Source organism: Yinghuangia aomiensis (assembly GCF_039542225.1).
GTDB classification, from domain to species: domain Bacteria; phylum Actinomycetota; class Actinomycetes; order Streptomycetales; family Streptomycetaceae; genus Yinghuangia; species Yinghuangia aomiensis.
This window is the reverse complement of the sequence record NZ_BAABHS010000001.1, coordinates 269,673-284,133: the sequence shown is the minus strand read 5'-3', so window position 1 is coordinate 284,133 and position 14,461 is coordinate 269,673. Positions and strand designations below refer to the sequence as shown.

Sequence of the window (14,461 nt, the reverse complement as noted above, 5' to 3'; positions counted from 1 at the left end):
CGGCCGCCGCTCTCGCCGCAACCCCGGCCGTGACCCTGGGTGTCCGGCCCGCGGTGCCGGCCACGCTGCGGAGCCGCCGCCCGGTCAAACGCCACCCGAACGCCAGACACCCGTTGGAGTGAAAGGGCGCAGACCACAGCAATGCGGGTTGCTAAGCTCGCGGGCGAAGCGCGACAGTAGCCGAACAAACACAATACGTGACCATGCGTGGGTTTCCGGGCCGGTGCCCGTTGTCGATTCGACGGAAACCCCGCGGTGTCGACGCGTCACGCACCTCGCTTCGATCGAGGTGCGCTGTCGTGATGCCCGACGACTGTCGAGTGCTGCGAGTAGGGCGGGTGGGACTCGAACCCACGACCGAGGGATTATGAGTCCCTTGCTCTAACCGGCTGAGCTACCGCCCCGTGCCGTCCGTTACCGGTATCGGCCTCGGCAGCATAGCCGTTGATCGCCTTCCGCTGCGCGGCGGGATTCCGCAGGGGGTCCGCGAACGCCGGTTCCGGCACGGTTTCTCCGTCCCTCGCAGGTGTGAACCTGACTGGGGGACCCCCGGATTTCCCGGCTTTTCGCGGTGGACGGCAAAAAGCCCCGGGGCCGTGGGCCGCGGGGCTGGGAGCTTCCTATGAAGCTCCCCCGACTGGACTCGAACCAGTAACCTGCCGGTTAACAGCCGGCTGCTCTGCCAATTGAGCTACAGGGGATTGCTCTGACCGCTTGGGTTTCCACCGCGGCGGTCGCTGCGTGGAATACATTAGCGCACTCCGGGGGGTGCCTTGCACACCGGTTTCCGGGGCGGACCGGGTGCCCGCGGGCGGCGGGGTGCGCGGGCCCGCGGCGGCCGGACTGGCAGACTCGCGACCGGCCCCGATCCCCGTGCCGGTACCGGGCGGTTTCCGGCGCGGTTGCCCCGTGCCGCCCGCGGGTAGTCGTGCTCACGCGGCACGGGACAGTACGGGCCCCGCATTCGCACACCACCTCGGAGGGACTCCTCATGGGCACCCGCATCACTTTCGTCGCCGGCTTGGCCGTCGGGTACGTCCTGGGCTCGAAGGCCGGGCGCGAGCGCTACGAGCAGCTCGCCAAGGCGACGCGCAGCTTCGTGGACAGCACGCCGGTGCAGAGCGCCGGGCATGCCGCGGCGGGGTTCGGGCGCGACGCGAGCGGCAAGGCGGTCCAGAAGATCGGCGAGCACCTGCCGGAGCGTGTGGGCCGCCATCTGCGCCACGACGGGCACTCGCACAACGGCTCGTCGGCCCACGGCCGCTACGACGACGGTCTGTAGAGCCACCGGTCCGGAGAGACGCCGGTCGGCGAAGAGGCCGGGCCGGGCCGCCCGTTGCGGTCAGTTGCGGCGGTGCCGTCCGGGGTTGGGGGCCGCGTCGGCGGCGGCCGCCTCGGGGTGCAGCCGGTTGCGGACGTCGCGGTACTGCTCGCGCACGGCCGTGCCGATCGCCGCGTCTTCGTCGGACAGGGCGGTGAAGTCGGCGCCGGGGCGCGGCCAGGCCGGGACGTCGGGCTTGCCGGAGAGTGCCCAGGCGGCTTGGCGGGCGACGCCCAGGGCGGCGGCCGCGGCGGAATCGGCGGGGTCGGGCACGGCGACGGGCAATCCGAGCAGCATGGGGGCGACCGCGCGGACGGCGGCGGAGCGGGCGCCGACGCCGACGAGGACGGCGCGTTCGACGGGTACGCCGTTGCGGCGCAGGATGTCGAGGCCGTCGGCGAGCCCGCACATCATGCCTTCGGTCGCGGCGCGGGCGAACGCTTCGGGCGTCATGCTCTCGCGGTGCAGGCCGGTGAGGGTGCCCGCGGCGTGCGGGAGGTGGGGGACGTCTTCGCCGTCCAGGTAGGGCAGCATGACGAGGCCGCAGGCGCCCGGGGTGGAGCGCAGGGCGAGTTCGTCGTAGCCGGCGGTGTCGACGCCGAGCATGGCGGCGGCGCCGCGGAGCACGCGGACGGCGTTGAGGGTGCGGACGAGCGGCATGCGGCGGCCGGTGGCGTCGGCGAGGCAGACCAGGGCGGGTCCGGCGTCGAGGGGGATCTCGTCGTGGACGGCGAAGGCCGCGCCGGAGGCGCCGACGGCCACCACGACATCGCCGTGTTCGAGGCCGAGACCGAACGCGAGGGCCGCTTCGGCGCCGGCGCCGGCCGAGATGAGGACGCCTTCGGGAGTGCGTCCGGCGGCTTCGCCGGGGGCGACGAGGCGGGGTAGGCGCAGGGCGCGGCCGAAGGCGCGTTCGGCGAGGTCGTCGCGCCAAGTGCCGGTTTCCGGGGACCAGTAGCCGGTGGTCGACGCGTCGGACCGGTCGGTGGTCAATTCCGCGGGGCAGCCGAGGAGTTGCCAGGTGAGCCAGTCGTGCGGGAGGGCCGCGGCGGCGACGCGGGCGGCTTCGTCGGGTTCGTGGCGGGCGAGGCGGCGCAGGTGGGAGACGGCGGTGGTGTGCGAGGGGACGAGGCCGGTGGCGTCGTACCACGCGCCGGGCCCGCCGAGTTCTTCGGCGAGTTCCGCGGCGGAGCCGGATGCGCTGATGTCGTCCTGGGGCAACGGAGGTGCCACGACGACACCTTGGCCGTCGAGGGCTATGAGGCCGTGGCCTTGTGCGGTGACGCCGATGGCTTCGACGCCGTCGAGGGTTCCGCCGCCGGCGGCTTCGCCGAAGGCGCGGAGCCAGGAGACGGGGTCGCCGTGGGCGCCGTCGGCGAAGCGGACGACGGTCTGCCGGAGGACGGTGCCGTCGTCGCCGTCGCAGACGACGATCCGGGCGGACCGGTGCGAACAGTGGACACCGGCGACGAGGCGACCGCGCATGCTGACCATGGGCGCAGTTTAGGAGGGCGCGCGGACGCTGTCGGAATGACGGCCGAAGACGTGTGCGGCGAGGTCGATGGGGCTGGTGGGACTACCGGCGGGACCACTGGCGGGACCGTGCCCGGACTAGGTGTCGAGATAGCCGCGGAGTTGGTCGGCGTAGGAGCGGTCGCGGAGTTTGTTGAGGGTGCGGGATTCGATTTGGCGGATGCGTTCGCGGGTGACGCCGAAGTGCTGCCCGATTTCCTCGAGGGTGTGGGGGCGGCCGTCGGTGAGCCCGTAGCGGAGGCGGACGACGTTTTGCTCACGGTCGCCGAGGGTGGCGAGAAGCGCTTCGAGGTGTTCGCGGAGGAGGATGCCGGCGGCGGATTCGGCGGGTGAGGCGGCGTCGCCGTCTTCGACGATGTCGCCGAGGAGGACGTCGTCTTCGCCGACGGGGGTGTGCAGGGAGACCGGTTCCTGGGCGAGCCGGAGGACTTCCACGATGCGTGTGGAGTCGAGGTCGAGGATGGCGGCGAGGTCGGCGGGCGTGGGCTCTTCGCCGCGTTCCTGGGCGAGGCGGCGTTGGACGCGGATGACCCGGTTGATGAGTTCGACGACGTGGACGGGGACGCGGATGGTGCGGGCCTGGTCGGCGAGGGCGCGGCTCATGGCTTGCCGGATCCACCAGGTGGCGTAGGTGGAGAACTTGTAGCCGCGGGTGTAGTCGAACTTCTCGACGGCGCGGATGAGTCCGAGGTTGCCTTCCTGGACGAGGTCGAGGAGGCCGAGGCCGCGGCCGACGTAGCGCTTGGCGATGGAGACGACAAGGCGCAGGTTGGCTTCGATGAGGCGGCGTTTGGCGGCGGCCCCGTCGGCGGCGAGGCGTTCGAGTGCGGCGCGCAGGGCCGGGTCGGGGTCGGGGTCGTCCGGGCGCCTGGCGAGTTTCTCCTCGGCGAACAGCCCGGCTTCGACGGTGCGGGCGAGGTCGACTTCGTCGGCGGCGGTGAGCAGCGGGACGCGGCCGATCTCGCGCAGGTAGAGCCGCAGCAGGTCGGCGGCGGGTCCGTGGCCTTCGTCGCGCGCGGGGGCCTCGGGAGGGTCGTCGTCGCCGGGTTCCGGTGCCGGGGCGGCACCGGGCGCGAGCGGCGGGCCGGTGGGTTCGGGCGCGTCGTCCGGGTGCTGCGGGGGCGGCCGGCCGGGCGCCTCCGCGCGCCGTGGGGTGGGCTGCGGCACGTTCCCCAGTTTGCGCCACTGTGCCCCGGAACCGAAGACTCCGGGAGCGGTGAGATGGGCTAATTTGCCCGCGCCGCAAGGGGACTGGACGATTTCGCGGTTCGGCGTGGCGCGCCGGGTCCGGCCGGTCGGCCGGTGATCTGCGTGCCGGGACGGACGCGGGTCGGACACGCCTTAGATGCCGAGGCGGGCGGCGAGGCCGTCGAGGACGCAGTCGAGTCCGAAGTCGTAGCGCCACGCGAAGTCGTCTTTGCGGCGGGCGGTTTTGGTGTAGTCGCGGTAGGCGGGGTAGCGGCCGGTTTCCATGAGCCAGTTCATGCGGGGGCCGTAGGCGTGGCGCAAGTCGTCGCCGTCGGACCAGTTCTGGCGTTTCATCAGTTCGCGCTGGCCGATTTCGTCGGCGAGGGCGCCGCGGATGTAGGCACGGACGGCCTGGACCGCGGCCATGGCGGTGTCGGCGTCGAGGCCTGCCGCGGTGAAGGCGCCGAGTGCGGCGTCGATCTCGGCGACCACGTTGGGGGTCAGGGTGACGACCTGGGTTGCGGTGAGTTCCAGGATCCAGGGGTGCCGCAGGGCGGTGGTGCGGCTGCGTTCGGCGTGGGCGCGCATGGCGCCGCGCCAGCCAGGGGCGGGGGCGGCCGGGGGGCGGCCGGCGAAAGCGGTGTCGAGCATCAGCTCGAAGAGTTCGTCCTTGCCGGTGACGTAGCGGTAGAGGGCCATGGTGGTGACGCCGAGGTGGCCGGAGAGCTTGCGCATGGAGACGGCTTCCAGGCCTTCGGCGTCGGCCATTTCGACGGCGGCGGCGGCGATCGAGGCGTGGCTGAGCGTGGTGCGGGGGGCTTTGGCGGGGCGTTCGATGCGCTCCCAGAGGGTGGCCGGTTCGGCGGGCTCGGGGTTCGGGTGCTGGGGGGCCATCGGGTGTCCCTTCGGTCCGCCGGCCGGGGCGCCGGTGCGTACACCGTATCAACCGCTGTACACCGTACACAGTCGTGTGTACGGTGTACTCACATCCATAACGGTGTACACACAATGCCTGCCCGGAGGTCCTCCCATGTCCGCATCCACCACCCCCGCCGCGGTTTCCGTCGCCGCATCCGCCGCCCCGGCCGGGGGTTCCGCCGACCGGCTGCGGCTCGCGGTGATCGTCGGCAGTACCCGCGGCGGCCGGTTCGGCCCGACGGTCGCGACGTGGCTGTCCGGGATCGCCGCCGAGCGCGACGACCTCGACGTCGACGTCGTCGACCTGGTCGCGACGCCGTTGCCGTCCGCCATGCCCGGCTACGGCCAGGCCCCCGACCCCGCCGACGCGGCGCTGATGGCCGCGGTGACCCCGCGCTTGGCCGCCGCGGACGCGTTCGTCGTGGTCACGCCCGAGTACAACCACAGTTACCCGGCGGCGCTGAAGAACCTGATCGACCTGCACTTCGCCGAATGGCAGGCCAAGCCCGTCGGCTTCGTCGCCTACGGCGGCCTGTCCGGGGGCCTGCGCGCGGTCGAGCACCTGCGCCAGGTCTTCGCCGAGCTGCACGCGGTGACGGTGCGCGAAACCGTCAGCTTCCACGGTGCGGCCGCGACGTTCGACGGGCCCGAGCCGCGCGATGCGGAGAGCTGCGGGAAGGCGGCACGGACGCTGCTGGACCAGGTCGTGTGGTGGGCGCGGGCGCTGCGGGACGCGAAGGCCGTGCGCCCCTACGGGTCGTGACCGGCAACGGCATCGGCCAGGAGGGGCGGGAAACATGGACACGGACGTCAACCGTCCGGAATCGGCGCCGACCGGGGCGCGGCCGTCCGCAGAAACGGAGCCGCTGGAGAGGCGGCTGCTCGCGACCGCGCTCGTAGTCGTCCTCGGCATGGCGATGACCGGGCTCGACATGACGGCGGTCAACGTCGCCTTGCGGCGGCTGTCGGGGGACTTCGGGGCGTCCATCACGACCGTGCAGTGGGTCGCGACCGCGTACACCCTCGCGCTCGCCGCGGTGATTCCGGTGACGGCGTGGACGATCGGCAGGTTCGGCACCCGGCGGCTGTATTTCGCATCGGTGGGTGTGTTCCTGGCCGGGTCGGTGCTGTGCGGGATGGCGTGGTCGGTGGAGTCGCTGATCGCGTTCCGCGTGGTACAGGGCATCGGCGGCGGGATGATCATGCCGGTCGGCATGACGATCATGACCCGGCGGGCCGGGAACCAGGTGCCCCGGATCATGGCGATCGTCGGCGTGCCGATGCAGTTGGGGCCGATGCTGGGCCCGCTGGTCGGCGGCTGGCTCGTCGACGCTGCGTCGTGGCGCTGGATCTTCTACCTGAACCTGCCGTTCGCGGCGCTCGCGCTGGTGCTCGCCTCCCGGTTCCTCGACCACGGCGACGCGCAGCCCGGCAAGCCGCTGGACCTGGTCGGCTTGGTCCTCCTCTCCCCCGGCCTGTCGGCGCTGCTGTACGGCCTCACGACGGGCGCGCACCGCGGCGACTTCGGCTCCGTGGCGGCGGCGCTGCCGACGGCTGTCGGGGCGGCGCTGGCCGCCGCGTTCGTCGTCCACGCGCTGCGGTCGCGGGATCCGCTGATCGATCTGCGGCTGCTGCGGCGGCCTTCGGTGCGGGCGTCCGGCGGGGCGCTGGTGCTGTTCATGTGCGGGTTCTTCGGGATGCTGCTGCTCGCGCCGTTGTACTTCCAGACGGTGCGCGGCGAAAGCGCCATGGCGACGGGCTTGTTGATGCTGCCGCAGGGCGTCGGCACGATGGCGACGATGCCGGTGTGCGGGCGGCTGCTCCCCCGGGTGGGGCCGCGACGGCTGCTGCTGGCCGGGCTGTCGCTGTCGGCGATCGGGCTGGGGGCGTTCGCCGTGCAGGTCGGGGCGGGCGCGGACGCGCCGGTGTGGGGACTCGGCGCGGCGCTGTTCGTGACCGGCACGGGCATGGGCTTCACGATGATGCCGACGATGTCGTCGGCGGTGTCCGGCCTGCCGCAGGAGGAGATCCCGGCGGCGAGCACGATGCTGGCGATCACCCAGCAGGTGGGCGCGTCGATCGGGACGGCGTTCCTGTCGCTGATCCTGGCCCGGTCGCTGGCCGGGCAGGCGGCGGCCGACGCACCCGACGCGTTCCAGGTGGGTTATGCGGCGGGCATCGCGATCCTGCTGCTGGCGCTGCTGCCCGCGACGCGGGTGGCCCGGAGCCTCACCCCGCCCTGAGGCCGCCCTGGGGCCGCGGCTAGAGCGCCGCGGCGCCGCTGTCGAGGAGGGAACGACGGTACTTCTCCAGGTCCATGAGTTCCCGGAAGGTCGCCGCGTACTCCTCCGGCGCGGCAGCCGGGTCGAGCCGCTGGAGCCGCGACTTCACGTCGGCGATGCGGGCGTCGGCGGAGTAGACCCGCAGGCTGACCAGGCACCCACCTGCATACACGTCGTCCGGCACGCGGGACTGGTAGGGCGCCTCGACCGCCAGTTCCGTGACCAGGGCCCGCACCGTGTCGTCGGCGGCGGCCTCGCGGACCGCCGGGATCCATCCGGCGTCGACGGCAGGGCCGTTGAGGCCGCCGGCGGTGTCCATCGCGGTGCGGACGGCGGCGTAGGGCGGCACCGTGAACTCGTCCACGCCGAAGCCGTCGAACGCCCACGCGACCAGCCCCGGGTACTGCAGGGCGAGCTTGAGGACTTCGCGCTGCACCGTCTGGCGCGTGTCGCGGCCGTCCGCCGGGCGGCTGCCGCGCGGCGCGGCGGCCGCCCGGTCCGGCGGCGCGCTCTCGGCCGCGGCGCCCTTCGTGGCGCGTTCGCGTTTCCAGCGGGCGAGTTGCGCGACGCGGCCGACGACGAACCGCTCGTCGAGGAACCCGAGCCACGAGTCGAGGCGGACGGCGTAGGTGTGCCGCAGGGCTTGGTCCTTGATGTCCGCGACGATCGGCGCCGCGGCGTCCAGCGCGGCGACGCGGCCTTCCGCGGTGCCCAGGTCGTGGCCTTCGATGCGGCTGCGGATCGCGAACTCGAACAGCGGCACGCGCGAGTCGACGAGGTCGCGGACCGCCTGGTCGCCCTTCGTCTGGCGCAGATCGCACGGGTCCATGCCGGAGGGCTCGACGGCGACGAACGTGCGGGTGACGAACCGCTGGTCCTCCTCGAATGCGCGCAGCGCCGCCTTCTGCCCGGCCGCGTCGCCGTCGAAGGTGTAGATGACCTCGCCGCGGAAGCCGTCGCTGTCCATGAGGAGGCGCCGCAGGACCTTGATGTGGTCCTCGCCGAACGCCGTCCCGCACGTCGCGATCGCGCCGGGCACGCCCGCGAGGTGGCAGGCCATGACGTCGGTGTAGCCCTCGACGACGACGGCCCGGCCGGACTTGGCGATGTCCTTCTTGGCGAGGTCGAGGCCGTACAGCACCTGCGACTTCTTGTAGATCGGCGTCTCGGGGGTGTTGAGGTACTTCGGGCCGTTGTCGTCGTCGCGCAGCCGCCGCGCGCCGAAGCCGATGACGTCGCCGCCGATGTCGCGGATCGGCCACATGAGGCGGCCCCGGAACCGGTCCATCGGGCCGCGCCGGCCCTCGCTGGCCAGGCCGCCGGTGAGCAGCTCCTGCGGGGTGAAGCCCTTGCCGCGGAGGTAGCGGACGAGGTGCTCCCAGCCGGCGGGCGCGTACCCGATCCCGAAGTGCTCGGCATCGGCCTGGGTGAACCCGCGGTCGGCGAGGAACTGCCGCGCGACCATCGCCTCGGCCGAACCGAGCTGCTCGGCGAAGAACACCGCGGCGGCGCGGTGCGCCTCGACGAGGCGGGTGCGCTGGCCCTGCTGGCGGCCGGGCGTGTAGCCGCCTTCCTCGTAGCGCAGCTCCACGTTGTACTGCGCGGCCAGCCGCTCGACCGCTTCGGAGAAGGTGAGGTGCTCCACCTTCTTCACGAACTCGATGACGTCGCCGCCCTCTTGGCAGCCGAAGCAGTGGAAGAGGCCCTTGGCGGGGGCGACGTTGAACGACGGCGACTTCTCGTCGTGGAACGGGCACAGGCCCTTGAGGTTGCCGCCGCCGGCGTTGCGGAGCTGGAGGTGCTCGCCGACGACCTCGTCGATGCGGGCCGCCTCGCGGACCCGCTTCACATCCTCGTCCCGAATCCGGCCCGCCATGCGGTCGAGTTTACGTCCCCGGACCGACGGGGCGGACGGGTGGGAGGGGGCGGACGGGGCCGGTAAGCGGACGGTCAGACGGCGGGGACGTCGTAGGTGAAGACGTAGTGCGGGACGTGGGTGGGCGGAGTGGTGAACTCGTCGCCGACGGCCTTGAAGCCGAGGTGCTCGTAGAACCCGCGAGCGGACGTGCGGCCGTTGCACCACACGAGCGTGGCACCGCGGGCGGCGCACTCGGCGAGCCCGGCGCGCAGGACGGCGGCGCCGTAGCCCTGCCCGCGGACCTCGGGGTCGCTGGCCATGCCGCGGAAGCGGTGGGCGGGGGTGCCGTCGAGGGGGTCCGGGAAGAACGTGACGCAGCCCACGACCCGGTCGGCGTCGTCGTACGCGGCCAGGTGGAACGTGCCCGGAAGGGCGTCCTCCGGGTACACCGCGGTCTCCTGCGGGAGCCCGGCGCGCAGGACCGACCAGCGCAGGTCGAAGATCTCGGCCACGGGGACGGGTTCGATGCGCACGGGGGCTCCGGGTTCTTGCCTGCGGGTTCTCGGGGGCGCCGGGCCGGGTCGCGGCCGGGCACCATCCAGCGTCGCACGGGCGTCAAGCGGGTGGTGCGGGAGGGCTGGGCGGAGCGGGTGGGGCGGAGCGGGTGGGGCTGATGCGGGTCAGGGCGCGCGGCGGCCGACGGCGCGGTGCAGGACGACGGCGGCCTCGTCGGTGAGCGAGGCGACCTGGTCGACGACCACGCGGAGGCGGGCGGCGGCGTCCGAGGCGGCCGCGTAGTCGGGGCGCAGCGCGGGGTCGAGGGTGTCGGGGGCGCCCGCGGCGAGCATCTCGACGAGTTCGGTGACGATGGTGCGCTGCCGGATGCGGAGCTGTTCGAGGTCGGCGCGGCCCATCACGTAGTGCGCGGTGAGGGCTTTGAGGACGGCGCATTCGAGGCGGGCGTCGCGTGGGACGAGCAGGTCGGCGGCGTAGCGGACGCCCGGGACGGGGCCGAAGTAGGCGCGGGTCTCGGTTTCGGCGGCCAGGCACAGGCGGCCGATGAGTTCGCTCGTGGTGTTCTTGAGCCCGGCTTGCGCGCGGCGCGACCCGTCGAAGCCGCCGGGCCAGAACTCGGTGGCGAGGAGGCGGTCCAGCGCGGCGCCGAGTTCGTCGTCGGGGGCGAGGGCGTAGCGGTCGGCGGCGAGCGCGAGGACGGCGGCGCGTTCGCCGGGGGCGGCGAGGCGGTCGAGGTCGATGCGGCCGGAGTAGACGGCGTCCTCGAAATCGTGGACGGAGTACGCGACGTCGTCCGACCAGTCCATGACCTGGGCTTCCAGGCTGCGGCGGCCTTCGGGGGCGTCGGCGCGGATCCAGGCGAAGACGTCGAGGTCGTCGTCGTAGACGCCGTAGGTGCGGACGCCTTCGCGGCGCGGCCACGGGTATTTGAGCACCGCGTCGAGGGCGGCGCGGGTGAGGTTGAGGCCGACGCTGCGGGGGGTGTGGGCGGCCCCGGCTCGGGTTCGCGTTTCGGTCGCGGGTGAGGGTGCGGCGAAGGTCTTGGGTTCGAGGCGGGTGAGGAGGCGGAGGCTTTGCGCGTTGCCTTCGAAGCCGCCGCAGGCTTGCGCGGCGCGGTCGAGCGCCAGTTCGCCGTTGTGCCCGAACGGCGGGTGTCCGAGGTCGTGTGCCAGGCAGGCGGTTTCGACGAGGTCGGGATCGCAGCCGATCGCCTGTCCGAGTTCGCGGCCGATCTGACCGCATTCGAGCGAATGCGTCAGGCGGGTGCGCGGCACCTGCCGCCCGTCCGGCGGGCTCTCGCCCGGCACCACGACCTGGGTCTTGCCGGCGAGCCGACGCAGGGCCGCGGCGTGCAGGACGCGGGCCCGGTCGCGTTGGAAAGCCGTCCGCCCGGCGCGTTTCCCCGGCTCGGGCACCCACCGCTCCTGGTCGCTCTCGCGGTAGGCGGTCTGGGGGTGGACGGGGAGCCTTATCCGGTCGGACATGCGTCCCACGGTAAGGAGTCGGGCGGACATCGGAGGTCAGCCCACGCCGGAGTCTGCGAGGAATTGATCGGATATGACCGCTCGGTCGGCGTGCGACTCCGGACTTGGCGGCGGGGGCGGTCAGATGACGCCGTGGCCGAATCCGGAACTGCGACGGAAGAGCCACCAGTGCAGGTAGGCCGTGGTCTCGCGGGCGATGTACTCGAACTGCGTGGCGCGGCTGTCGACGGCGGGGCCTTCCCGAGCCGGCGAGGTCGCGGCGTCCAGGCCGGCGGCGCGGGCCATCGAGCGGGAACGCAAGGCATGCCAGGGGTCGGTGACGATCACCAGGCTGTGCCAGTGGTGGCGGTGCATCGTGGTGGCGACGGCGGCGATGCTCTGCAGCGTGTCGGAGCCGACCGGGACCGCGAGCACGCTGCTGGGGGCGACTTCACGGTCGACGAGCCAGCGGCGGCCTGAGCCCGCTTCGGTGAAGCGGTCGCCGGGCTGGTTGCCGCCGACGGTGATGATCCGCGGGGCGACGTTCTCGCGGTAGAGCGCCAGCGCGTGCTCCAAGCGGGCGCGGAGGACGGGCGAGGGGCGTCCGTCGTACTGGCTCGCACCGAGGACGAGGATCGCGTCGACGGACGGGCGGTCGTCCTGGCGGGCGACCCACCAGACGCGGACGGCGGTGCCGAGGACGGCGGCGAGGAGGGCGCAGAGCGCCCAGAGGGCGATGCGGCGGAGTCGGCGGAGGAGGGGGCGGCAGTGGGGGCGGGTGGCGGGTGGGGCGGCGGCATTGGTGTCGGCGGCGGCGTTGGTGTCGGCGGCGGTTTCGGCGGCGGTTTCGGCGGGAGGTGGGGACGTGGTGGGCGCCGTGGCGGGGCCGGCGTGCGCCTTGCGGGTGGCTGGGGGCGCGGTACGGCGCGGGGTGGGGAGGTGGAGACGCGTGCGGGGCATTGGCGGGAGCTTATTGCTTGAGAGTAATCAATTGCTAACGGATTGTAATGATCCGGTCGCCGGGCGGGGTGGCGGGTCTGCGACGTGACGGCACCGCCCGTCCACGGTGGGCGGACGGGCGGCAGCGGGCGGCGTTCAGCGCATGTCGGCGAGTTTGGTGCGGAGTTGCAGGACGGCCTTGGTGTGGATCTGGCAGGTGCGGCTCTCCGTCACGCCGAGGACGTGGCCGATTTCGGCGAGCGTGAGGCCTTCGAAGTAGTAGAGCGTGACGACGGTCTTCTCCCGCTCCGGGAGGGCGTTGATGGCGCGCGCGAGCAGGTGGCGCATCTCGCGGGCCTCGGCGACCTCGACCGGGTCGTCCGCGGTGGTGTCCTCGAGGGTGTCGACCAGGCTCAGGCGGTCGCCGGTTTCCGAGCCGGCGTGCAGGAGTTCGTCGAGGGCCATCACGTTGACGAGGGACAACTGGCTGAAGATGGCCCGCAGATCGTCGAGCGTGATGCCCATTTCGCGGGCGACTTCGGCCTCGGACGGGGTGCGGGTGAGGCGCGCTTCGAGGGTGGCCATCGCCTGCTCGACGTTGCGCGCCTTCTGCCGTACCGAACGCGGGATCCAGTCGAGTGCCCGGAGTTCGTCGATGATCGCGCCGCGGATGCGGCTGATCGCGTACGTCTCGAACTTGATCGCGCGGTCGAGGTCGAACTTCTCGATCGCGTCGATGAGGCCGAAGATGCCGTACGAGACGAAGTCCGCCTGGTCCACGTTCGCGGGCAGGCCGACACCGACGCGGCCCGCGACGTACTTCACCAGCGGCGAGTAGTGCAGGATCAGGCGCTCCCGGAGCCGCGGCTCCCCGGACAGCTTGAACTCGCGCCAGAGGGCGTCCAGCGCGCGGTTCGGGTCACCACCGCGCGTGCCGGCCGCTTCGGGCTCGGACACGGTCGTGGTGGTTCCGTCACGCCCTGGGATGTGCTTGGGCATACGTGGCCTTGAGTCGTTCCACCGAGACGTGCGTATAGATCTGCGTGCTCGCGAGCGTAGCGTGACCGAGCAACTCCTGAACGCTACGAAGGTCCGCGCCTCCTTCGATCAGGTGGGTCGCGGCGCTGTGCCGCAACCCGTGCGGGCCGAGATCGGGCGCGTCCGGCACGGCGGCCAGGCGCCGGTGGACGAGGTCCCGCACGGCCCGCTGGTCGAGGCGGCGGCCCCGGACACCGAGCCACAAAGCGTTGCCGCTGTGCGGCTTGCGGAACTCGGGACGGCCCCGGTCCAGCCAGGCGGACACGGCACGGACGGCGGGGAGGCCGAGGGGGACGGTGCGTTCCTTGCCGCCTTTGCCGAGGACGCGTATGACGCGGCGTTCCAGGTCGAGGTCGGGTACGTCGAGACCGACCAGTTCGCCTACGCGGATGCCGGTGGCGTAGAGGGTTTCGAGGAGGGCTTGGTCGCGGAGGGCGAGGGGGGTTTCGGGGTCGGGTTCCCGTGCGGGTTCGGCTTCGGGATCGGGATCGTGCTTCGCCTTGTCGGCACGGCTCGGCCGCGGGCGGTCGAGCAGGGCGCGTGCCTGGTCCTGGCGTAGGACGGCAGGCAGCGGCCGGTGTGCTTTGGGCGTGGCCAGCAGCGCACCCGCGTCGGCATCGGCGATGCCGTTGGCGGTGAGCCAGCCGGTGAACGCCCGCGCGGCGGCGGCACGGCGCGCGATCGTGGTGCGCGCACTGCCGAGGCTGGTCATGCGGGCCAGCCAACTCCGCAGCACGGCAAGGTCGATCCCGCGCGGCGATGTCACGCCCATCCGGCGGGCGTGCTCGAGCAGCGCGGCGACGTCTCCCGCGTAGGCGCGTACGGAATGCGCCGACAACCCGCGCTCGGCCCGCAGATGCCGCGTGAAGCGTTCGGCGGCATCGGCGAGTTCGGCAGGCATCGGGACAGCGTCGCTGCGCTCTGGGGGGACCATGCCCCAACGTTGATCAGTCGATCGGTCGCGGTCAAGCACCGCCACGGGTAGTGGGCGCGGCCCACGCCCCAGCGCACGCCTCCACGCGCCCCCTCCAGGACTGTTGCCGATCGGCATCTTTCCGATCAGGGACGACCAACTTCGTTCATGGATCCATCGGCATCACTCCTGGAGGGGGAAGCAGACTGACATGACGATGACATCTGCATACAAGTTGGCCCCGCGCGTGCGGGGCGCACGGGATGCGCGGGGTCCGGGGCCTTGCTCGGGCGCCCATGGCTCGTCGGCACGTCGGCACCTGCGCGTGGCACTGCCCAGGCGCGACGCAGCAGCACGAAGCTCGATCGCTCGTCCCGCCCACCACCGACGACGACTGCCGTGTGGCCATGTTCGACCACCAAGACTTCGGAATCTTCGAAACCCGCCCGTTCTGGGAGTGGTTCCACGACACCGCCTCGGAAATGCTCTTCC

12 protein-coding genes and 2 tRNA genes are annotated in these 14,461 nt (G+C 72.6%); 3 read left to right on the top strand and 11 right to left on the bottom strand.

Annotated features, from left to right (window positions below; genetic code table 11):
* Nucleotides 1-330: 330 nt before the first annotated feature.
* Both ABEA93_RS01180 and ABEA93_RS01175 read right to left on the bottom strand, forming a co-directional pair.
* Nucleotides 331-404, bottom strand: a tRNA-Ile gene (locus ABEA93_RS01180).
* A 224-nt stretch (nucleotides 405-628) separates the two neighbouring features.
* Nucleotides 629-701 (bottom strand) — tRNA-Asn (locus tag ABEA93_RS01175).
* A gap of 290 nt (nucleotides 702-991) precedes the next feature.
* On the opposite strand from ABEA93_RS01175, the gene ABEA93_RS01170 reads away from it, so the two are divergent.
* Entirely contained in the window at nucleotides 992-1,282 is a 291-nt protein-coding gene (locus tag ABEA93_RS01170; protein WP_345673305.1) for a hypothetical protein, read from the top strand.
* Between the two features lie 60 nt (nucleotides 1,283-1,342).
* Here ABEA93_RS01170 and ABEA93_RS01165 read toward each other — a convergent pair whose 3' ends face one another.
* The 3 genes from ABEA93_RS01165 to ABEA93_RS01155 form a co-directional block, all read right to left on the bottom strand.
* Nucleotides 1,343-2,815 (bottom strand): FGGY family carbohydrate kinase, encoded by a 1,473-nt coding sequence (locus ABEA93_RS01165; protein ID WP_345673304.1) that lies wholly within the window; start codon nucleotides 2,813-2,815, stop codon nucleotides 1,343-1,345.
* Between the two features lie 117 nt (nucleotides 2,816-2,932).
* Complete coding sequence (locus ABEA93_RS01160; RefSeq protein ID WP_425584777.1) at nucleotides 2,933-4,030, bottom strand: RNA polymerase sigma factor; 1,098 nt, start codon at nucleotides 4,028-4,030, stop codon at nucleotides 2,933-2,935.
* A gap of 165 nt (nucleotides 4,031-4,195) precedes the next feature.
* A complete protein-coding gene (locus ABEA93_RS01155) occupies nucleotides 4,196-4,936 on the bottom strand; it encodes a TetR/AcrR family transcriptional regulator C-terminal domain-containing protein (RefSeq protein ID WP_345673302.1) in 741 nt (246 codons plus the stop codon).
* Nucleotides 4,937-5,072: 136 nt separating this feature from the next.
* On the opposite strand from ABEA93_RS01155, the gene ABEA93_RS01150 reads away from it, so the two are divergent.
* Together ABEA93_RS01150 and ABEA93_RS01145 are read left to right on the top strand one after the other, a co-directional pair.
* On the top strand, nucleotides 5,073-5,723 hold the full coding sequence (locus ABEA93_RS01150) for an NADPH-dependent FMN reductase (RefSeq protein WP_345673301.1): 651 nt from the start codon (nucleotides 5,073-5,075) through the stop codon (nucleotides 5,721-5,723).
* Between the two features lie 34 nt (nucleotides 5,724-5,757).
* Nucleotides 5,758-7,203 (top strand): DHA2 family efflux MFS transporter permease subunit, encoded by a 1,446-nt coding sequence (locus ABEA93_RS01145; RefSeq protein WP_345673300.1) that lies wholly within the window; start codon nucleotides 5,758-5,760, stop codon nucleotides 7,201-7,203.
* A 19-nt stretch (nucleotides 7,204-7,222) separates the two neighbouring features.
* Here the strand turns inward: ABEA93_RS01145 and dnaG are convergent, their stop codons facing one another.
* The 6 genes from dnaG to ABEA93_RS01115 form a co-directional block, all read right to left on the bottom strand.
* Nucleotides 7,223-9,118 carry a DNA primase gene (gene dnaG / locus ABEA93_RS01140; RefSeq protein ID WP_345673299.1) on the bottom strand — a complete coding sequence of 632 codons (1,896 nt, stop codon included), beginning with the start codon at nucleotides 9,116-9,118 and terminating at the stop codon, nucleotides 7,223-7,225.
* Between the two features lie 74 nt (nucleotides 9,119-9,192).
* Nucleotides 9,193-9,633, bottom strand: coding sequence for a GNAT family N-acetyltransferase (locus tag ABEA93_RS01135; RefSeq protein WP_345673298.1), 441 nt, complete (start codon nucleotides 9,631-9,633; stop codon nucleotides 9,193-9,195).
* A 147-nt stretch (nucleotides 9,634-9,780) separates the two neighbouring features.
* Nucleotides 9,781-11,100, bottom strand: coding sequence for a deoxyguanosinetriphosphate triphosphohydrolase (locus ABEA93_RS01130; RefSeq protein ID WP_345673297.1), 1,320 nt, complete (start codon nucleotides 11,098-11,100; stop codon nucleotides 9,781-9,783).
* Nucleotides 11,101-11,220: 120 nt separating this feature from the next.
* Complete coding sequence (locus ABEA93_RS01125) at nucleotides 11,221-12,039, bottom strand: YdcF family protein (RefSeq protein WP_345673296.1); 819 nt, start codon at nucleotides 12,037-12,039, stop codon at nucleotides 11,221-11,223.
* A 135-nt stretch (nucleotides 12,040-12,174) separates the two neighbouring features.
* The gene (whiG, locus tag ABEA93_RS01120) at nucleotides 12,175-13,017 is read right to left on the bottom strand and encodes an RNA polymerase sigma factor WhiG (protein WP_345673295.1); all 843 of its coding nucleotides are present in this window, start codon (nucleotides 13,015-13,017) and stop codon (nucleotides 12,175-12,177) included.
* On the bottom strand, nucleotides 12,992-13,957 hold the full coding sequence (locus tag ABEA93_RS01115; RefSeq protein ID WP_345673294.1) for a tyrosine recombinase XerC: 966 nt from the start codon (nucleotides 13,955-13,957) through the stop codon (nucleotides 12,992-12,994). The genes whiG and ABEA93_RS01115 overlap by 26 nt, the downstream gene beginning before the upstream one ends.
* Nucleotides 13,958-14,461 lie beyond the last annotated feature (504 nt).